The sequence below is a fragment of the Neorhizobium phenanthreniclasticum genome, assembly GCF_040066075.1.
Classification (GTDB): Bacteria; Pseudomonadota; Alphaproteobacteria; order Rhizobiales; family Rhizobiaceae; genus Neorhizobium; species Neorhizobium petrolearium.
The window spans coordinates 12,416-31,017 of record NZ_JBEAAL010000015.1; the positions used below are offsets into that span (position 1 = coordinate 12,416).

Consider the following 18,602-nt stretch of genomic DNA (forward strand, 5'->3'; position numbering starts at 1 on the left):
TTTTTGATCGAATCATAAGATTGCATACGATTTGCCCACGGAATCGAAACCGATCGCACGATTTTTGCGCAATACCTGGAACGAGCGCTCGTTTCCGGAGATAAATGCAAGTCTTCCCAAAAGCTTAAATGAACTGGCACGGTTGATGCTTTGCAATATGCGACGCAAGTGGAGCGCCGGATGAGCAAAGCAGCCGAAATCGACATCGCCTCAGTCTCGAAGATCTACGGCACTACCACCGCCGTGCATGCCATCAGCCTGAAAATTCCGGCCGGTACCTATTGTTGCCTGCTCGGACCTTCCGGCTGCGGCAAGACCTCGACGCTTCGGATGATCGCAGGGCACGAAAGCATTTCCTCCGGCGATATCCGCCTCGGCAATGCGGTCGTCACAGACCTGCCGCCCGCGAGACGCGGTACGGCGATGATGTTCCAGTCCTATGCGCTCTTCCCGCATCTCGACCTCGTCGACAATGTCGCCTTCAGCCTGAAGATGAAGGGCGTCAGCAAGGATGAGCGGCACGCCAAGGCGCTCGATATGCTGAAGCTGATGCAGCTCGAAGCCTATGCGACGCGACGCCCTGCCCAGCTTTCCGGCGGCCAGCAGCAGCGCGTGGCGCTTGCCCGCGCATTGATCACCGATCCGGAAGCGCTGCTTCTCGACGAGCCGCTTTCCGCACTCGACCCGTTCCTGAAGATCCGCATGCGCGCGGAACTCAAGAAGCTTCAAACTTCGCTCGGCATCACTTTCGTACATGTGACGCACAGCCAGGAAGAGGCGATGGCGCTCGCCGACCTGATCGTCGTCATGAACGACGGTCGCATCGAGCAGGCCGCCCATCCGCGCACCGTCTTCGAGTGGCCAGCGACGGCTTTCGTCGCCAAATTCATGGGTGACCACAACGTCATTTCCGGACGCGTGATCGAGAATTCGGACAGCATGTTAAAGCTGTCGGTGTCGGCCGGCGGCGAATTTCTCGCCGCCAATACCGGCGCAGCCGGCCTGACGGATTCCGCCGATATCGCTGTTCGGACCGATCGTGTCCGGATCGGCGAACCGTCGGAAAAGGGCCTGGGCTTCACCGGTTCGGTCACCAACGTCGAATATCGCGGATCATCCGTGAAACTATCGGTCAACGGAGCAGGCGTCGAGGACTTTACGGCCATCCTTTCCGACACCGCATTCTTCGCTAATCCGGTCAGGGTCGGCGAAGCCATCCCGTTGTGCTGGAACCGTGAGGACGTGGTCGTTCTCGGCCGCCTCAAGCACTGACGCCGCCTAAAAAAACCCAACCAGAGGAGAACCAAGGCAATGACTGACACAACCAAGACCAGCAGGGGCATTTCGCGTCGCTCGCTGCTGAAGACCGCTTCCGCTGCAGCCGGTCTAGCCGCCGGTTCCGGCGCCATCACCGGCTTTCCGACCATCTGGGCGCAGAATCCGATCACGCTGCGCCAGTTCGGCACCGGTGTTTCAAACCTCAACGCGATCGCCGAAAAGTGCAAGGCCGACCTCGGCATCACGCTGGAAATGACGGCAACCGACTCCGACGCCGCGGCGCAGCGCGCCGTCACCCAGCCGAACTCCTACGACATCGCCGACATAGAATACTGGATCTTGAAGAAGGTCTATCCGGCGGGCGTCATCCAGCCGATGGATGTGAAGAAGCTCAAATATTACGACAAGGTCGTGCCGCTCTTCAAAACCGGCAAGCTGAAGCCCGACAGCGTCATCGCGCAGGGCACTGCGCCGCACACCGTCGGTTTCGTGGAGAAGCCCGGCACCAAGACCTTCGCAAAGGCCGAGACCCAGTGGTTCACCATGATGCCGACGATCTACAACGCCGACACGCTCGGCATCCGTCCGGATCTCGTCGGCCGTGAGATCACCACCTGGGCCGATATCATGGACCCGAAGTTCAAGGGCAAAACCTCCATCCTCAACATCCCGTCAATCGGCATCATGGACGCGGCGATGATCATGGAGGCCATGGGCAACATCAAATATGCCGACAAGGGCAACATGACCAAGGAAGAGATCGACAAGACGATCGATTTCCTGATCAAGGCCAAGCAGGACGGTCAGTTCCGTGCCTTCTGGAAATCCTTCGACGAGAGCGTCAATCTCATGGCATCCGGCGAAGTCGTCATCCAGTCCATGTGGTCGCCTGCCGTCGCCGCCGTCCGCTCCAAGGGCATCGCCTGCAAATACCAGCCGCTCAAGGAAGGCTATCGTTCGTGGGGCGGCGGTCTTGGTCTGGCCTCACACCTCTCCGGCGCCAAGCTCGATGCGGCATACGAATACATCAACTGGTACACGTCCGGCTGGGTCGGCGCCTATCTCAACCGCCAGGGCTACTACTCGGCGGCGATGGAAACCGCCAAGCAATTCATGAGTGAAGACGAGTGGGGTTTCTGGGTCGAAGGCAAACCGGCCAAGGGCGATATCGTCGCGCCGGACGGCAAGGTGATGGAGAAGGCCGGCGCAGTTCGCGACGGCGGATCGTTCGACGAACGCATGGGCAAGGTCGCATGCTGGAACTCCGTCATGGACGAGGACCGCTACATGGTCCGTCGCTGGAACGAGTTCATCGCAGCCTGATCCGTCAGCAGTTGCGGCGGCCACGAGTCTCCTTCTCCCCGCACGAACGGGGAGAAGGTGCCCGGCAGGGCGGATGAGGGGCAAGACCCACAGGAGCAGCCATCATGGCGACGATGACATCCTCGGAAACGGGAAAAGCCAAAGGCGCACGGGCGAGGGGTTTCCGCCTGTCGCCCGTCCTGATCTCCTATCTCCAGGCAGCGCCACTGACGCTGATCCTCGGCGGCTTCCTGCTCATCCCGATCCTGATGATCGGCATCGTCAGCTTCTGGGACTACGATTTCGCCCAGATGTATCCGGATTTCGTCACCTTCAACTACACCGAGACGCTCGGCTCCTGGGTAACCTGGAAAACCTATCTCAACACCTTGAAATTCGCCTTCCTGGTCTGGGTGATCACGCTCTTCATCGGGTTCTGGGTCGCCTATTTCCTGGCCTTCCACATCCGCACCACCGCCATGCAGATGGTGCTGTTCCTCGTCTGCACGGTACCCTTCCTGACCTCGAACATCATCCGCATGATCTCCTGGATACCGGTCCTCGGACGCAACGGCCTCGTCAACTCGGCACTGATCAATGCCGGCATCGTTTCCGAACCGGTCGAATGGCTGCTCTACTCGGATTTCGCCGTCGTGCTCGCCATGGTGCATCTCTACACGCTCTTTATGGTGACGCCGATCTTCAATACGCTGATGCGCATCGACAAGACGCTGGTCGAGGCCGCCCGCGACGCCGGCGCATCCGGTTGGCAGGTCCTCACCAACGTCATCATCCCGCTCGCCAAGCCCGGTATGGCGATCGGCACGATCTTCGTCGTAACGCTGGTCATGGCGGATTTCTCCACCGTCCAGGTCATGTCCGGCGGACAGAGCGCCTCCGTTGCTTTGATGATGAAGAACCAGATGTCGCTGCTTCAATATCCGGCCGCAGCGGCAAATGCCGTCGTGCTGCTCGTCCTCGTCCTCCTGATGGTCGCGGGGATCCTGCGCATCGTCGATATCCGCAAGGAGCTCTGACATGCATTCCGAAAAGCGCTCCCGCGAGTTCTATATCCTGACGATCTTCTTCGCAGTCTTCGTGCTGTTCCTCTACGGCCCGCTCTCGGCGATCCTGATCCTGTCCTTCCAGGGGCCGAACGGCGGCCTCACCTTCCCGCTGAACGGCCTGTCGCTGTACTGGTTCTTCAACCTGTTCGAGACCCAGGCGGTCGGTGATTTCGGCGGCTCCTTCCGTCGTTCGCTGATGCTGGGGCTGATGGTGATGATCGTAACGGTGGTCGTATCGTTGCTGGCCGGTCTCGCCTTCCGCCGCCGTTTCAATGGCGCAACTCCGCTCTTCTATCTTTCGGTTGCCAGTCTCGTCGTGCCGTCGATCATCATCTCGCTCGGCATTGGCGTGCTTTTCCAGCAGCTCGGCTTTCAGCCCGCCTGGTATTCCTCAGCCTTCGGGGCGCATCTGACCTGGACGCTCCCCTTCGGCGTGCTGATCATGTTCGCCGTCTTCAACCGCTTTTCGCCGGCCTACGAGGAAGCCGCGCGCGATCTCGGTGCGACCTCATGGCAAACGTTCCGCCATGTCGTGCTACCGATGATCGCGCCGAGCCTCGTCGGCGTCGGCCTGTTCGGTTTCACCCTCTCCTATGACGAGTTCGCGCGCACCCTGATGACAGCCGGCACCTTCAACACGCTGCCGCTCGAAATCTACGGCATGACGACCAATGTCACGACGCCGGTGCTTTACGCCCTCGGCACGGTGACGACAGTGTTTTCCTTCCTCGTTATTGCCGGCACGCTGGGCTTCATCGTCCATCTCAACCGGCGCCGCCAGCGGTCGTGAAGCAGAACCATGCGCATCCTTGTTGTCAATCCCAACACCACCGCTAGCATGACGGCGACCATCGAAGACTCTGCCGCCCGTGTAGCCAATACCGACACCGAGATAGTCGCAGTCACCTCCTCCATGGGGCCGGTCTCCATCGAAGGATATTACGACGAAGCCTTCGCCGTGCCCGGCCTTCTGATGGAAATTGCCAAGGGCGAGACGGCAGGAGCGGATGCCGCCATCATCGCCTGCTTCGACGACACCGGCCTCGATGCCGCCCGCGCGCTCGCCCATATTCCGGTCATCGGCATCTGCGAAGCGGCGCTTGCCGCGACTGCCTTCATTGCACAGCGTTTCACCATCGTCACGACCATGGAGCGCTCGCGTCTGCCGCTCGAACATCTTGTCCATCGCTACGGCATGGCGGGCCGTTGCAAGGTGCGCGCCGCCGACATCCCGGTTCTCTCCCTGGAAGATCCGAACTCCAACGCACGTGACCGATTGCGCAGCGAGATCGCCACCGCGTTGCGCGACGACGACAAGGCGGAAGCGATCGTGCTCGGATGCGCCGGCATGGCAGATCTGACGGCCGAGCTGCGGGCGGAGTTCGGCGTACCCGTGGTCGACGGCGTCGCAGCAGCGGTCAAGCAGGCCGAGGCACTCGTCGCACTCGGGCTTTCCACGGCCAAGCGCGGCGCCTATGCTTCGCCGCTGTCGAAACCCTACAAGGGCTTGCTCGAGGCATTCGAGCCGCGCAAGATCGCCGCCTCATGACCACCGATCCGATCATCCGCCCGCTGACGCTTGCCGAGACCACGACGCTCGTGGATTGGGCGCGCAGCGAAGGCTGGAATCCGGGACTTGCCGATGCACCGGCCTTTTATGCCGCTGACCCGCAAGGGTTCATCGGCTGCTTCGTCGATGATGAAATGGCCGCCGGCATCTCCGCCGTGCGGTACGGCGCCGATTTCGGCTTCATCGGGCTTTACATCGCCCACCCCGATTTTCGCGGTAAAGGCTATGGCCGCAAGGTTTGGGACGCAGGCATGGCGCATCTCGAAGGAAGAACCGTCGGCCTTGACGGCGTTCCCGAGCAGCAGTCGAATTATCGCAGCATGGGTTTCGAAACAGCCTATCAGACGCTTCGATGGAGCGGCAGCCTCGTTGGCGATGCGGCGAACGAAGTGGTCGGCATCACTGCCGCTCTTACTACCACCGTGACTGCTTTTGACCGAAAATTCTTCCCGTCGGAACGCGATGCTTTTCTCGCCGAATGGCTGAAGCCGCCGAGGCTTGCCAAAGCAGTCCTCAAGGATAGTGAGATCCGTGGCTACGCAGTCGGCCGGAAATGTCACGACGGCTATAAAATCGGCCCTCTGTTTGCCGAAAGCATGGCTGACGCCGAACGGCTTCTTAGGGCTTGCGCGGCCGAAGCGGGAGGTGCCCTTTTGCATATCGACGTCCCAGCCTCACAGGCCGAGTTTTCCGACCACCTGGCGGCCTACGGTTTTTCCAAAGGCTTTACGACGGCGCGCATGTATCGCGGAAAGGCTCCCGTTGTGCAGATGCAAGGTGTCTTCGGTATCACGACACTCGAACTCGGCTAATGGGCGAATATTGCAATGTCTACATAAGTCTCGGTCAGTGTCTCAGAACAGAGCCGGTTCAAGAAATCGAGACGACCGGCCGGTTTGAAAACCTTTCGATCATGTCAGGGCTTGTCCCGCACTTCCGATCGCTTCGCCGGAGCGCATGACAGACCGGCGGCAACCGGACCCAGCCACGATCAGGAGAGAGCCACCTCCCGTACCTCCTTGAAGAGCACGCTTTGGTCTGTGAGGTATTTTGCGAATATCGGCAGGCTCGCACCGCCGATCGCTCGCGCCTGGGAACCAACCTGGCCTTCGATGATATCCGGAATGATCACACCCTGAAGGTCCAGCTTCGCAGCTGCTTCGATGGTGGACGTCACGATACGCTTTCGCACCCAGGGAGGAAAACCTCCATCGATCACGGCCGCGCCGAAATCGATGATCGAAGCCGCGGCAATGATTGCCTGGGCAAGTGCATCCGCAGTCTGCTGGATCCAGATGTCCAGCGATTCCCCGAAATCGATCCAGTCGTCGGCGGAATACCACAGCGGCTGCGGATCGATATTCCGTTCCCGCAAGAGGTTCTCCAGAACGAAGATCGACGCTATGTCCAGCAGCTGTCTCGTTTCACCGGCTTTGCCACGAACTGGCAGCGGGCCGACTGCGCCAGCCGTTCCAGTGCGGCCGGAAAAGATCGCCGAGTTCAATACAATTCCGCCGCCAATAAACGAACCGATGAAAAAATATACAAAATCGGGATAGGCGGATCCGACACCGAATACGAGTTCTGCGCCGCAGGCGCTGGTTGCATCATTTTGCAGATAGACAGCGTGCCGGACACGGCTTGCGATCTCCGCCTGCAGATCGAACCCCCGCCAGGCATCCATCGCTCCTTCCGGAGCGCCCACTTCATCTGCCCAGTTCCAGAGTTCGAATGGTGCAGCGATACCGATCCCTGCTATGCGGCTTCGCTGAACATCGTCAAGCTGCCCTTCGAGCCGTGCGATGCCTGCCGTAATGATCTCAAGTATTTTCCAAGGCAGCGGATAGGCGTAAGTCTCATGATGCTGAAGACGAATCTTGCCTACGAAATCCATCAACACGAGGTCAGCGCTGCGCCGACCGATCTTCACCCCGAACGAATAAACCGCATCCGGATTGAGGCGCATCGGCACCGAAGGCTGGCCGACCCGTCCGCGCACGGGTTCTCCGCGCAAGAGCAGCCCATCTTTCTCAAGTGCGCGCATAATGACGGAGACCGTTTGGGCAGAAAGCCCGCTGCGCCTTGTGATATCCGCCTTCGACATAGAGCCATGGAGGCGCACCAGCGAGAGGACCAGCCGTTCATTATAGGCCCGCACGCGCACCTGATTGGAACCGCCGGTAAAATTACCCAACAGTGTATGGCCTTGTGCCACACCATCTGAAACCGACATTGGCTCTTTCCTCCCAGAATGCTCAGTCACTTCGCACCATCACGGGCGATACGCATATCCGCCCGATGCTCCGCCGCATACCAAAGGCGCATGGTGCCCGAAAATCACATTCTCAACCTCCACCTCTCATGGACTATGGCACGCAAAATAAATAATTCAATCGGAATTAATTATTGACAGGCTATTTCAACTCGTTCTTAATTGCCGGAGTTAAGGCACAGGATGGTTTGGAGGAAGCACTTGCCGATTTCGGGCACCGGTGTCGTTGTCGGTCCGCATGGCGGACAATTTAGCTCTGGGAGGAGACCATGAAGAAACCCATATTTTCCGTCGCATTCGGCGCTTTGGCCCTGGGCGTCGCATTTTCCGCGCCTGCAAAGGCCGCGGATGTATCCGCCTGCCTGATCACCAAGACCGATACCAATCCGTTTTTCGTCAAAATGAAGGAAGGCGCGTCCGCCAAGGCCCAGGAACTCGGCGTGACCTTGAAATCCTACGCCGGCAAGATCGACGGCGACAGCGAAAGTCAGGTTGCGGCGATCGAAACTTGCATAGCGGACGGCGCCAAGGGCATCCTCATCACCGCATCCGACACCAAGGGCATCGTTCCGAATATCAAGAAAGCGCGCGATGCCGGAATTCTGGTGATTGCGCTCGATACGCCGCTTGAACCCATCGATGCTGCAGACATGACCTTTGCGACGGACAACCTGTTGGCCGGCAAGCTCATTGGTCAATGGGCGAAGGAAACGCTGGGCGATCAGGCCAAGGATGCCAAGGTTGCCTTCCTCGATCTCACGCCCTCACAGCCCTCGGTCGACGTCCTGCGCGACCAAGGCTTCATGATGGGCTTCGGAATCGACACCAAAGACCCAAACAAGATCGGCGACGAGGACGATCCGCGCATCGTCGGCCACGACATCACCAACGGCAACGAGGAAGGCGGCCGTACGGCGATGGAAAACCTTCTGCAGAAGGATCCGACCATCAATGTCGTACACACGATCAACGAACCTGCCGCCGCTGGTGCTTATGAAGCTCTGAAGGCGGTCGGCCGCGAGAAGGATGTGCTGATCGTCTCCGTCGATGGCGGCTGCCCGGGCGTCAAGAACGTCGCGGACGGCATCATCGGCGCGACCTCGCAGCAATATCCGCTGCAGATGGCGGCCCTTGGCATCGAGGCGATCAAGAAGTTCGCCGACACCGGTGAGAAGCCGAAGCCCACCGAAGGCAAGGATTTCTTCGATACGGGTGTGACGCTCGTCACCGACAAGCCCGTATCCGGAATCGAGTCCATCGATACGAAGGATGGCCTCTCCAAGTGCTGGGGCTGATCCTTCTATGACCAGGGTGGGGATGCGCTGCCATCCTCACCCAATCTTTGACAGAAGACCGAAGAAAGCGCAGCCTGAATATCCCCGGCTGCGGACCACGTGTCCGGCTGAGGGGGCCCATGGGAGCGGGTCTTCAAGCGGAGGAGTTTCGATGAGCGAGCCAACGGCCGCCACGCCGCATCATGAATACGAAAAAGTTCTCAAGGACAGTGCTGCGGAGGTCGCATCCTTCGACACGCATGAGAAGACGGTCGTCCAGAGGTTCCGGCATTTCCTGCATACAAGCCCGTCGGCGGTATCGCTGATCGTGCTCGTCGTATCGCTGCTGGTCTTCGGAATTCTTCTCGGTGGAAAGTTTTTCAACGCCTTTTCGTTGACGCTGATCCTGCAGCAGGTGGCGATCACCGGCATCGTCGGCGCGGCCCAGACGCTCGTGATCATAACGGCCGGCATAGATCTTTCCGTCGGTGCGATCATGGTATTGTCCTCCGTGGTTATGGGCCAATTGGTGTTCCGATACGGACTTCCCGTCGAAATCGCCATTCCCTGCGGTTTCGCAGTCGGCGCCTTGTGCGGCTTCATAAACGGTTTCCTAATCGCACGAATGAAGCTGCCGCCGTTCATCGTGACGCTCGGTATGTGGCAGATCGTGCTCGCAAGCAATTTTCTCTACTCGGCCAATGAGACGATCCGCGCTCAGGAGATCGAGACGACGGCGCCGCTCCTGCAATTGCTGGGCAATAATTTTCGCTTAGGCGGCGCCGTTTTCACCTATGGCGTCATCGCGATGGTCCTGCTCGTCGCGCTCCTCTGGTATGTGCTGAACCACACGGCCTGGGGCCGCCATCTCTACGCGGTCGGGGACGATCCCGAAGCGGCAGAGCTTTCCGGCGTGAACGTCAAGCGCATGCTGATTTCGGTTTACGTGCTGGCCGGCATCATCTGCGCACTGGCAGGCTGGACATCGATCGGCCGCAACGGTTCGGTCTCTCCAACGATTGGACAGTTCGCCAACATCGAATCCATTACTGCCGTCGTCATCGGGGGCATATCGCTGTTCGGTGGCCGCGGCTCCATCCTCGGCATGGTGTTCGGTGCACTGATCGTCGGCGTGTTTTCGTTCGGGCTTCGTATGCTCGGCACCGATGTTCAATGGACCTACCTCCTGATCGGCGTCCTGATCATCCTCGCCGTGGCGGCCGATCAATGGATCAGAAAGGCAGCAAGCTGATGGCCCAGGAATCCAATACGCAACCCATTCTCACCGCACGCGGTCTCGTCAAGCGCTATGGGAGGGTCACGGCTCTCGACCATGCCGATTTCGACCTCTATCCCGGCGAAATCCTGGCGGTCATCGGCGACAACGGTGCAGGCAAGTCCTCGCTGATCAAGGCAATCTCCGGCGCGATCCACCCGGATGAAGGCGAAATCCGCATGGAGGGCGAGGTTGTCCACTTCTCCTCGCCCAACGAAGCGCGCAAAGCCGGCATCGAGACCGTGTACCAGAACCTTGCGCTTTCGCCGGCGCTCTCCATCGCCGACAACATGTTTCTCGGCCGGGAAATCCGTAAACCGGGCCTCATGGGCAAGATCCTTCGCAAACTCGACCACGCAGCCATGGAGAAATTCGCCCGGGCTAAACTTTCCGAACTCGGTCTGATGACGATTCAGAACATCAACCAGGCCGTCGAGACCTTGTCCGGCGGCCAACGTCAAGGCGTTGCGGTGGCGCGTGCCGCCGCCTTCGGTTCGAAGGTCATCATTCTAGACGAGCCGACGGCAGCGCTCGGCGTGAAGGAAAGCCGCAGAGTCCTCGAACTCATCCTTGACGTCCGGTCGCGCGGCATTCCGATCGTGCTGATTTCGCACAACATGCCGCATGTCTTCGAGGTTGCCGATCGCATCCACATCCATCGCCTGGGGAAGCGGCTTACAGTGATCAATCCGAAGGAATATACCATGTCCGATGCGGTTGCGTTCATGACAGGCGCCAAGGCGGCCGCTCAACCAGCGGCGGCTTGATCGCAGGCTTTAGGTTTTCGTTGTAAGGCCGGAATTGCCTATCTCATGGCGAAGAGTTCCTGATGGAACCGTTGTGAGACGGGCATTCCCTGTGCAGCGAAGTCGCGACGCAGGACTTCGCCAAAGCCTACCGGACCGCAGAACCAGATGCTTGCCTCGCGCCAATCCGGCACTGCGGCACGGATGCGCTCGCCAGTCAGAAGGCCGTCGCGTGAATCGACCAGAACATGCAGGCGGATATCTGCCGCTTCGGCATCTCCCGCCAGTTTGGCAATGGCTTTCTCGTCATAGTCGGCGGTCGTGTGAAACAGATCGACAACCGGCCGCCGACAGTGATCCGGGTTCGTTCGTCGCTCCAGCGCACGATGCTTCATGGCTGCGATGAACGGCGTTATGCCGATGCCCCCACCGACCCAGATTTGCCTCGGCTGGCCATTGTCGAAATCGAAGCAGCCATACGGCCCTTCGACCTTCATCTCCTGCCCTATGTGCAGTGTTTCACGCAGGCGGCTGGTATGATCGCCCAATTCCTTGGTGACGAAGGTGATGCGCCGCTCCCTATCATTCCAGCCTGAGGCGATTGTATAAGGATGCGCGCCTTCGGATGTGTCTGAAGTCACGAATGCAAACTGGCCGGCCTTGTGGCCGGGCCAGCCCTCCGGCACCTCGACCTCCGTCTCGAGCGCTCGAACGCCCGGGTAGTAGTGAAATGAGGTAATCCTTCCCCGAACCTGCCGTCCCGCACCGACGCGCCCCAACAGCACAATCACAGCGCTGTAGGTGCCTGCCGCCAGAAGCAGGCCTGTGACCACCCCGACAGGGGACGCCCAATAGTTGAACGTGGTCAATACCACCGAGTGAAACACCAGTACCAGATACACGAGGGCCAGCAGGCGGTGTGTTTTGTAGAATAGTTTATAAGGAAACTGCCTGATGAGCGCCAAGGCGATCAACAGTACCGCGGCATAGAACGCCCACTCGCCCACTCCTTCCGCCGAGCCGCGCAGCGTCATGAAGAATTGCTCGATGGGATTTTCGATCTCTGCCCTTGCGCCGCGGGCCGGCCGTTCAAGCCATCCCAGGCTCGTCGCCCATTTCGGAGTCTCGCTCCATAACCAATGGACTATAGATGTGGCCAAGGCCGCGATGCCAAACCACTTATGCAGGCGATACATCTTGTCCAGTCCGCCCAGCCAGGGCTCCGGCAAGCGCGGACGCAGCGCAAGAACCATTGCGACGCTCATGCAGCCTATCGCGACGATGCCGCTGTATTGCATCATCGCAGCACGAAGCGCAAAGACGTTAGCCGACTGAAAGACAGAGGGCTCCGCCGACAGCCATAACCCGCTCAACAACACGAGAGCACCCCAGAAGGCGAGTCTTATATTCCGCATGGCTATTACTCTCACTGATGACCGGGTTTGCGTATCGTGGAGTGCCGCTGCATGTCGTTGACGCATATCAAGGCCCGCGAGCACGAGCGCCGTAGTTCAAAGAGAGTTGGCGCGCGCTCACATTGGAGTCGACATGCTGTGGTATAGATCGAATACCTGCTGGCGGCTGAACTCGCTGCCCTGCGTCGTGACCGCCGCTGCGCCTGCTGCGATTCCTAGTCGGAATGCTTCATCGAGCGGATAATTCTGCGCCAGGGCCCAGACCATTGCGCCCGTGAAACTATCCCCCGCGCCGACAGAAGATCGAACCGGGACGGCGAGCGCGGGTTCTTTGATGACTTTGTCAGCGCTTGCGACAAGCGCTCCCGCCTGTCCCATGGTAACGACCATATACTTCGCCGCGCCGCGTCTTACGATCATCTGTGCGGCCTCTGCCGCCTGCACTTCGTCCAGGGAATGACCGACGACATATTCCAGCTCGTCGAGGCTCGGTTTCACGAGATAAACTTGAGTCTCGGAAAGTGTCTCCTTCAGCGCCTCTCCCGAAGCATCAAGAACAAACCGGCTCCCCTTCCTCAGGAACAGCTGCGCCATTCTGGCATAGGTGTTCGTCGGTGCACCGCGTGGAAGACTGCCGCTCGCCACCACATAGTCTGCGGTCGAAGCCTCAAGCGTCTCGAACATGACTTCCACTTCCCGTTCGGAAATGACGGGGCCTTCGGGAACAAAGCGATATTCAAGACCGGTCGATATTTCCTGCACCATGAAAGCAACGCGAACGGCGCCGCTCATCGGCACAGGCCGAAGAGTAACGCTCATTCCCTTCAGGGCATCCTCAAGAACATTGCCCGTCGCTCCCCCGGAGAAATAGATCAGATCCGGATGCTCACCAAGCTCAGCCAGGACCCGGGCCACGTTGATACCGCCGCCGCCGGCATCCTGCCGCTGGTTGCGTGTCCGCATCTTGCGGGTCGGGACAAGCTTGTCCACATCGCTGGCAATGTCGACAGTGGGATTGAGCGCGATACAAAGGATCCGAGACAACACACACCTTTCGTTACTGCTTCGACCTCGTCGTCCAAATGGCTCTGACCAGACCGGTACCTGCAGCTGATCGAGAACCTACCGCGCAAGAAAGACAGGTCGGCTCGGATGTTCCAGCATCGACCGGGTTACACCGCCGAAAATGCGTTCGCGCATACGCGAATGACCGTAGGCACCCATGACGATCATATCCGCCGCAACGTCATCGGCATATTGCTTCAGCGTCTCTGCAACAGTCCGGCCGTCGCTCCTCAACACATCGGCACTGAAGTTGACGCCATGCCTGGCGAGATAGATGCCGATTTCCGCCCCCGGCTGTTCAATCCCGGGTTCGGGATCGACCATGCCCCCGTGAACTTTGCTGGCGGCTTTCAAAAACTCAAGTCCCTGTTTGGCGGCCTTCGCCGCTTCCGGCGTGTCATTCCATGCCAGCACCACGGAGTGGGGTTTTAAGGTGGGGATCGCATTCCGGGGGATGATCAGGACGGGTACGCTCGAATGAAAAAGGGCGCCGTCGACGACCGCACTTTTCAATGGGCTGTCGGCCGCCAGTTCAGGACCGATAACCAGCAGGTCGGCATAACGCGCCTGACGCGCAACGACATTGTCGACATAGGTCCATTCGGTATAGATATCGACGATGTCATGAGGAACTTCCGCTTCCTGCAGAAGGTCCTTTATTTTCGTGCTCCGCTCAGCCAGCTTTGATCTATCGGCGTCTCTTTCTTCCAGCCATGCCACTGAAACATGTTCGGCATATTCGCCGAGCGGCGGCGGTGCTGCGATTGCGAGCAGCACGACGGAGAGATGCGCACCGGACGACCGGGAGAGTTCGACTGCCGCACGAAGATCACTGTCCGCGTGATCGCACCGGATCACGCTCAAGATGGTTGTGAACGACATCATCCTTCCTCCTCTCATCAGTTGAAAGAAATCCTGATACCATCGGCACCCCGGCACCTTGATTTCCGTCAACCCAGCTTCTGGGGAATCAACTAATTGATTGTCCATAGAGATCCACGCCGCGCCGAAGCGGCCGATTGTTATGGAGGTTAGCATTGAAACGCGACCCGAAGATTACGTTTCACGGAGCAGCCGGCACCGTTACAGGTTCCTGCTTCCTTCTTGAGACCGGCGAGAGCCGCGTCCTCCTGGATTGCGGAATGTTCCAGGGCTCGAAGACCGAGAAGGAGCTGAATTACCGCCCTTTTCCGTTTTCGCCGGCGTCGTTGGATGCCGTCATTCTCACGCATGCGCACATTGATCACAGCGGGCTGCTGCCCAAGCTTGTGAAAGACGGCTTCACCGGCCCAATCTATTGTACTCCGGCGACGCTGGATCTCTGCGCAGTCATGCTGCCGGATTCCGCCCATATTCAGGAAATGGAAGTCGAACAGCTCAACCGGAGAAACGAACGGCGGGGCCGCAAGCCCGTAGATCCGATCTATAACGCGGCGGACGCCGCGGTAGCACTGGTGCAGATGAGGCCTCATCCTTTTGAACGATGGGAGGAGCTCTCACCGGCAATCCGCTTCCGTTTCTGGAATGCCGGACATCTTCTCGGTTCCGCGTCGGTCGAAGTCGAGATTGTCACCGGATCCGAGCGCCGACGGCTTCTCTTCTCCGGCGACATAGGCCCCCACCACAAGCTGCTCCAATTCGATCCGGATGCTCCTGCAGGTTGGGATTACGTGATCTGTGAGAGCACCTATGGCGATGTCGATCGCCACGACCCCTCTGATGAAGAGCGGCGAAAGATGCTGCAAGAGGAGGTAAAACTGGCTGCCCGCCATAGTGACGGAGCTCTTCTCATTCCTTCATTTGCAGTCGAACGGACCCAGGAACTTCTGGCCGATCTCGTCGATCTCATGGACAAGGGTGAGATCGCGCGTTGCCCGATTGTCATCGATTCGCCTCTAGCTCTTCGAGCCACTGAAGTCTTCAGGAAACATTCCCGCGAACTCGAGCATGGGCATCTTCTGCTGCGCGCTCTCGAAGCCAGTAACGTCCGGTTCACCCAAACCGCCGAACAGTCCAAGGCAATCGACAACATGCGAGGCTTCCACATCGTTATCGCCGCGAGTGGCATGTGCGAAGCCGGTCGGATTCGACATCGCCTGAAGAACTGGTTGTGGCGGGAGGAAGGTACCGTTCTTCTGGTCGGCTATCAGGCCACCGGAACACTTGGGCGTTTCCTGGAGGACGGCGCCTCGACCGTTCGGATTCAGGGCGACGACATCGCTGTTCGAGCAAACATCCGCAGGCTCGACGTCTACAGCGGCCACGCCGACGGGCTGGAACTGGCCGAGTGGATTGCGGCGCGCCTGCCGGTAAGGAAGGCCGTCTTCCTGGTGCATGGCGAACTGCCGGCAATTGCGGGAATGAGAGAGCGCATCTCGCTGCTGCAGCCCGAATTAACTGTAGTGGCGCCTAGCCTCGATGCAACCTACGATCTCACGTCCAAGGGAGCCGTAAGTGTTTCGGATATCAAGGTCCCGCCCCGGCTTGGTGCGCTCCAGGTCGGCCGCAAAGACTGGCACAACGACTTTCAATCGCTGGTCCTGGATTTACAGGAAAGATTGGACGAAGCGGCGGATGAAAAGGCGCGCGGCATCATCCTCCGCAAAGTCAGACGCGCGCTCGATGCAACCGATCAATAGGTTCTTTGCTTCAGGTTACGGCACCAGCACGGCGGCACCGCTCAGACGCCCCTTTCGAAGATCGTCAAGTGCCCTGTTCGCATCGGCAAGAGGATAGACGACTGTATGCGTTTTCACATTCGCGGCGGAGGCGATCGGAAAGAACTCCATCGCATCGTCTCTCGTCAGGTTCGCCACGGAGGCCACCTTCCGCTCGCCCCAGAGAAGAGCATAGGGCATCTGCGGAATATCACTCATATGGATGCCACCACAAATGACCCGTCCGCCCTTGCGTATTGCCTTCAAAGCCAACGGCACCAGATCACCGACCGGCGCGAAGATGATCGCCGTATCGAGGACAGCCGGCGGCGATTCATCTGAACCACCCGCCCAGGTCGCGCCCAAACTCAGGGCAAAGGTCTGTGCCTGCCGATCTTCAGGCCGTGTGAAGGCATAGACCTGCCTGCCTTGCCATACGCAGACTTGCGCAATGATGTGGGCGGCAGCTCCAAACCCATAAAGCCCTATTCTCTTGCCTTCTCCCGCCTTCTTCAGGGAACGCCAGCCGATCAGGCCCGCACAGAGAAGCGGTGCAAGGGAAACGGGATCGGCTTCTTGGGGCAGATCGAAGGCATAGGCTGAATCAGCGACTACATGGGTGGCAAAGCCGCCGTCCCGGGTATAACCGGTGAAGAGCGGCTCGTCGCAGAGGTTTTCCGCGTTCGACCGGCAGTACGGGCAATGACCGCAGGTATGGCCGAGCCAGGGAATGCCGACCCGCGAACCGATGCGATGCGGGGAAACCCCTTGCCCGACTGTTTCAACGATACCGACGATCTCATGGCCGGGCACAAGGGGGAGTTTCGGGTTTGCGAGATCTCCCTCGACAACGTGCAGGTCGGTCCGACATACCGCGCACGCCTCCACCCGGACGAGCAGTTCGCCGGATTGCGGTTCAGGATCCGGCCGTTCCGCCAGCTCCAGCGGCTTGCCGATCTCATGCAATATCATCGCCTTCATGACGTAACCTCGTCCTGGTCGCCCCGGACCTCAGCGCTGCAGTTCGCCTCGCTTATCGGGCCATATGATCGAGTCGCTTTCTTGATTCCGGAGACCATATTGCTGCGAAGGCAGCAACAGGAGAATTGCCAGGACCATCAGAACCATCGCAACGAGAAGCCAGAACACCAGTCGGCTCATGATGAAGCGGCGAAGTTGCATCCCGAAGTCCTCGATATGCATGTCTCTTGCCCCGCCATAACATCTTCGGATCGATCGAGGTGCTTATGTTTGCAGTCTAGCGAAACATTGCAGGCATCATTTGATGCATCTCAATGAGCGGTAACGATGTTGACCCATGCTCGAAGGCATCGATGGTTGAAGTCGCTCCAAAATCGCGAGCTGCTCCTATCGCTTCAACCGAAGATGAGCCTTATGATCGATAGCATGAGAGGAAGACTTTCATCGACACCGGGCACTTCAAGCTTGCCTCTCGTTGGATACATGCGACCATTATTGCAGTGAAGCGCAATCTGATATGGAGACTGACGTGGGAAAAGAACAAAAAACAGGCAAAAAAGCAGCTGCGGAAGCAGATCGTGCGAAAGAGCAAGACGATTATCTCGAAGAGGCGCTGGAGGAGACATTTCCAGCAAGCGACCCCATAGCGCCCGGTCATCCGCAGGAACGGCCGGCCGGCTCACCGCGCAAGAAGCCCGATTGAACGTTTTTCGCTCGTAGCCAGGATATTCCCCATTGCCATGTTCGAGGATTCTGTAAGCAGCTCCTTTGTGATCAAGGTCAATGAATCAAACAATTGGCCCGCTATCATTCAAGGCGTCTTCCTCACCGACAGCCGAGGCGTTCTTGATGGTTTTCGAAGAGCGGCAACGCGCGTTGCGGTCCTTCCCGACGGCAACCAGGCATCGGCTGCCGTCATTTAATTGCGAGCTCGTCGAGCACGTCCTGATCGGAAAGCTGCGAGAAATCCTGGTAATAGGCCCCGACCGCGCCGAAGCCGGACGGAGTTTCAAGGCAGATCACCTCGTCCGCCTCTCCTTGAAGTTCGGCGACGAGGTCGGCAGGAGCGACCGGAACCGCCAAAACGATCCTGGTAGGATGACGCATTCTCAAGGCCTTGAGCGCAGCTCTTGCGGTCGAGCCCGTAGCCAACCCGTCATCGACGACGATCGCAATTCTTCCCTCAAGATCATCACCGGCCAAATGCCCCGCATAGGTTTGCTGCCGGCGATGAATCTCTTGAAGCTCCTCTCTGCAACGCGCCTCGAAGACCTGGCCGGAGATGCCCGCGAGCGCGATAACTTCGTCGTTGCGTACGACGAAGGGTTTTTTGCCATCGATAATAGCGCCCATGGCAAGCTCGGGATTCCGAGGCAGGCCGACCTTCCGCACGAGAAGCAGTTTAAGCGGTGCTTTCAGCGCCACGGCAACTTCCGCCGCTACGGGAACACCTCCCCTGGGAAGTGCAAGAACGATGCATGGCTGCCCTTGATAGCTCTCAAGCGCCTGCGCAAGTTGTCGCCCTGCCTGCCTGCGATCATGAAACATTCAGCACCTATCCATGCAGCAGCAAAAATGACGTCGTGGCATTCTGCAGATTGCACTTCGCCTTTATTGTTCATGACACCACGATAAGAACGGCTCCACCTTGACAAGCATCAAGGTCTTTTGCCGCCAGTCGATTAGCTTCTCAAAAACT

At 58.9% G+C, this 18,602-nt stretch carries 19 protein-coding genes; 12 read left to right on the forward strand and 7 right to left on the reverse strand.

The features are described from left to right. The first annotated feature begins 180 nt into the window (after nt 1-180). From ABK249_RS18580 to ABK249_RS18605, 6 genes are all read left to right on the forward strand, one after another. Nucleotides 181-1,272, forward strand: a complete 1,092-nt coding sequence (locus ABK249_RS18580; RefSeq protein ID WP_037152239.1) for an ABC transporter ATP-binding protein — start codon at nt 181-183, stop codon at nt 1,270-1,272. A 39-nt stretch (nt 1,273-1,311) separates the two neighbouring features. Further along, nucleotides 1,312-2,601, forward strand: coding sequence for an ABC transporter substrate-binding protein (locus tag ABK249_RS18585; RefSeq protein WP_348863608.1), 1,290 nt, complete (start codon nt 1,312-1,314; stop codon nt 2,599-2,601). A gap of 104 nt (nt 2,602-2,705) precedes the next feature. After that, nucleotides 2,706-3,617: an ABC transporter permease gene (locus tag ABK249_RS18590; protein WP_348863609.1), complete on the forward strand. Its 912-nt coding sequence runs from the start codon at nt 2,706-2,708 to the stop codon at nt 3,615-3,617. Between the two features lies 1 nt (nt 3,618). After that, nucleotides 3,619-4,437 (forward strand): ABC transporter permease, encoded by an 819-nt coding sequence (locus ABK249_RS18595; RefSeq protein ID WP_227704756.1) that lies wholly within the window; start codon nt 3,619-3,621, stop codon nt 4,435-4,437. Between the two features lie 9 nt (nt 4,438-4,446). After that, nucleotides 4,447-5,196, forward strand: a complete 750-nt coding sequence (locus tag ABK249_RS18600; protein WP_227704755.1) for an aspartate/glutamate racemase family protein — start codon at nt 4,447-4,449, stop codon at nt 5,194-5,196. Continuing rightward, on the forward strand, nt 5,193-6,029 hold the full coding sequence (locus ABK249_RS18605) for a GNAT family N-acetyltransferase (protein ID WP_227704754.1): 837 nt from the start codon (nt 5,193-5,195) through the stop codon (nt 6,027-6,029). The genes ABK249_RS18600 and ABK249_RS18605 overlap by 4 nt, the downstream gene beginning before the upstream one ends. A 179-nt stretch (nt 6,030-6,208) precedes the next feature. Here ABK249_RS18605 and ABK249_RS18610 read toward each other — a convergent pair whose 3' ends face one another. Next, complete coding sequence (locus tag ABK249_RS18610) at nt 6,209-7,450, reverse strand: ROK family transcriptional regulator (RefSeq protein ID WP_227704753.1); 1,242 nt, start codon at nt 7,448-7,450, stop codon at nt 6,209-6,211. Between the two features lie 308 nt (nt 7,451-7,758). Between ABK249_RS18610 and ABK249_RS18615 the strand changes: the two genes are divergently transcribed. The 3 genes from ABK249_RS18615 to ABK249_RS18625 all read left to right on the forward strand — a co-directional run bounded on the left by ABK249_RS18615 (nt 7,759) and on the right by ABK249_RS18625 (nt 10,806). Further along, entirely contained in the window at nt 7,759-8,784 is a 1,026-nt protein-coding gene (locus ABK249_RS18615; protein ID WP_348863610.1) for a sugar ABC transporter substrate-binding protein, read from the forward strand. 151 nt (nt 8,785-8,935) lie between these two features. Beyond that, nucleotides 8,936-10,015, forward strand: a complete 1,080-nt coding sequence (locus ABK249_RS18620; protein ID WP_037152217.1) for an ABC transporter permease — start codon at nt 8,936-8,938, stop codon at nt 10,013-10,015. Next, complete coding sequence (locus ABK249_RS18625; protein ID WP_407721888.1) at nt 9,991-10,806, forward strand: ATP-binding cassette domain-containing protein; 816 nt, start codon at nt 9,991-9,993, stop codon at nt 10,804-10,806. Before ABK249_RS18620 ends, ABK249_RS18625 begins: the two co-directional genes overlap by 25 nt. 38 nt (nt 10,807-10,844) lie before the next feature. Here the strand turns inward: ABK249_RS18625 and ABK249_RS18630 are convergent, their stop codons facing one another. From ABK249_RS18630 to ABK249_RS18640, 3 genes are all read right to left on the reverse strand, one after another. Beyond that, nucleotides 10,845-12,200, reverse strand: coding sequence for a ferredoxin reductase family protein (locus tag ABK249_RS18630; protein WP_348863611.1), 1,356 nt, complete (start codon nt 12,198-12,200; stop codon nt 10,845-10,847). A gap of 117 nt (nt 12,201-12,317) precedes the next feature. After that, a complete protein-coding gene (locus tag ABK249_RS18635) occupies nt 12,318-13,244 on the reverse strand; it encodes a 1-phosphofructokinase family hexose kinase (RefSeq protein ID WP_348863612.1) in 927 nt (308 codons plus the stop codon). Between the two features lie 78 nt (nt 13,245-13,322). Beyond that, complete coding sequence (locus tag ABK249_RS18640) at nt 13,323-14,150, reverse strand: universal stress protein (RefSeq protein WP_348863613.1); 828 nt, start codon at nt 14,148-14,150, stop codon at nt 13,323-13,325. Between the two features lie 152 nt (nt 14,151-14,302). Here ABK249_RS18640 and ABK249_RS18645 point away from each other — a divergent pair, with 152 nt between their 5' ends. Next, the gene (locus ABK249_RS18645) at nt 14,303-15,904 is read left to right on the forward strand and encodes an MBL fold metallo-hydrolase (protein ID WP_348863614.1); all 1,602 of its coding nucleotides are present in this window, start codon (nt 14,303-14,305) and stop codon (nt 15,902-15,904) included. Nucleotides 15,905-15,919: 15 nt separating this feature from the next. Here the strand turns inward: ABK249_RS18645 and ABK249_RS18650 are convergent, their stop codons facing one another. After that, nucleotides 15,920-16,903, reverse strand: coding sequence for a zinc-dependent alcohol dehydrogenase family protein (locus ABK249_RS18650; protein ID WP_037152204.1), 984 nt, complete (start codon nt 16,901-16,903; stop codon nt 15,920-15,922). A gap of 30 nt (nt 16,904-16,933) precedes the next feature. Continuing rightward, complete coding sequence (locus ABK249_RS18655; protein ID WP_037152202.1) at nt 16,934-17,125, reverse strand: hypothetical protein; 192 nt, start codon at nt 17,123-17,125, stop codon at nt 16,934-16,936. A gap of 307 nt (nt 17,126-17,432) precedes the next feature. On the opposite strand from ABK249_RS18655, the gene ABK249_RS18660 reads away from it, so the two are divergent. Both ABK249_RS18660 and ABK249_RS18665 read left to right on the forward strand, forming a co-directional pair. Then, nucleotides 17,433-17,606, forward strand: a complete 174-nt coding sequence (locus tag ABK249_RS18660) for a hypothetical protein (protein WP_348863615.1) — start codon at nt 17,433-17,435, stop codon at nt 17,604-17,606. Between the two features lie 37 nt (nt 17,607-17,643). After that, nucleotides 17,644-17,826, forward strand: coding sequence for a hypothetical protein (locus ABK249_RS18665; RefSeq protein WP_348863616.1), 183 nt, complete (start codon nt 17,644-17,646; stop codon nt 17,824-17,826). Here ABK249_RS18665 and ABK249_RS18670 read toward each other — a convergent pair. Next, nucleotides 17,819-18,451 carry a phosphoribosyltransferase gene (locus ABK249_RS18670; protein ID WP_348863617.1) on the reverse strand — a complete coding sequence of 211 codons (633 nt, stop codon included), beginning with the start codon at nt 18,449-18,451 and terminating at the stop codon, nt 17,819-17,821. The genes ABK249_RS18665 and ABK249_RS18670 overlap by 8 nt on opposite strands. Nucleotides 18,452-18,602 lie beyond the last annotated feature (151 nt).

What these genes read in the sequence shown, in the direction of transcription:
- ABK249_RS18580 (WP_037152239.1), top strand. Translation starts at nt 181, where the DNA reads ATGAGCAAAGCAGCCGAAATCGACATCGCCTCAGTCTCGAAGATCTAC.
- ABK249_RS18585 (WP_348863608.1), top strand. Translation starts at nt 1,312, where the DNA reads ATGACTGACACAACCAAGACCAGCAGGGGCATTTCGCGTCGCTCGCTG.
- ABK249_RS18590 (WP_348863609.1), top strand. Translation starts at nt 2,706, where the DNA reads ATGGCGACGATGACATCCTCGGAAACGGGAAAAGCCAAAGGCGCACGG.
- ABK249_RS18595 (WP_227704756.1), top strand. Translation starts at nt 3,619, where the DNA reads ATGCATTCCGAAAAGCGCTCCCGCGAGTTCTATATCCTGACGATCTTC.
- ABK249_RS18600 (WP_227704755.1), top strand. Translation starts at nt 4,447, where the DNA reads ATGCGCATCCTTGTTGTCAATCCCAACACCACCGCTAGCATGACGGCG.
- ABK249_RS18605 (WP_227704754.1), top strand. Translation starts at nt 5,193, where the DNA reads ATGACCACCGATCCGATCATCCGCCCGCTGACGCTTGCCGAGACCACG.
- ABK249_RS18610 (WP_227704753.1), bottom strand. Translation starts at nt 7,450, where the DNA reads ATGTCGGTTTCAGATGGTGTGGCACAAGGCCATACACTGTTGGGTAAT.
- ABK249_RS18615 (WP_348863610.1), top strand. Translation starts at nt 7,759, where the DNA reads ATGAAGAAACCCATATTTTCCGTCGCATTCGGCGCTTTGGCCCTGGGC.
- ABK249_RS18620 (WP_037152217.1), top strand. Translation starts at nt 8,936, where the DNA reads ATGAGCGAGCCAACGGCCGCCACGCCGCATCATGAATACGAAAAAGTT.
- ABK249_RS18625 (WP_407721888.1), top strand. Translation starts at nt 9,991, where the DNA reads ATGGATCAGAAAGGCAGCAAGCTGATGGCCCAGGAATCCAATACGCAA.
- ABK249_RS18630 (WP_348863611.1), bottom strand. Translation starts at nt 12,200, where the DNA reads ATGCGGAATATAAGACTCGCCTTCTGGGGTGCTCTCGTGTTGTTGAGC.
- ABK249_RS18640 (WP_348863613.1), bottom strand. Translation starts at nt 14,150, where the DNA reads ATGATGTCGTTCACAACCATCTTGAGCGTGATCCGGTGCGATCACGCG.
- ABK249_RS18650 (WP_037152204.1), bottom strand. Translation starts at nt 16,903, where the DNA reads ATGAAGGCGATGATATTGCATGAGATCGGCAAGCCGCTGGAGCTGGCG.
- ABK249_RS18655 (WP_037152202.1), bottom strand. Translation starts at nt 17,125, where the DNA reads ATGCATATCGAGGACTTCGGGATGCAACTTCGCCGCTTCATCATGAGC.
- ABK249_RS18665 (WP_348863616.1), top strand. Translation starts at nt 17,644, where the DNA reads ATGTTCGAGGATTCTGTAAGCAGCTCCTTTGTGATCAAGGTCAATGAA.
- ABK249_RS18670 (WP_348863617.1), bottom strand. Translation starts at nt 18,451, where the DNA reads ATGTTTCATGATCGCAGGCAGGCAGGGCGACAACTTGCGCAGGCGCTT.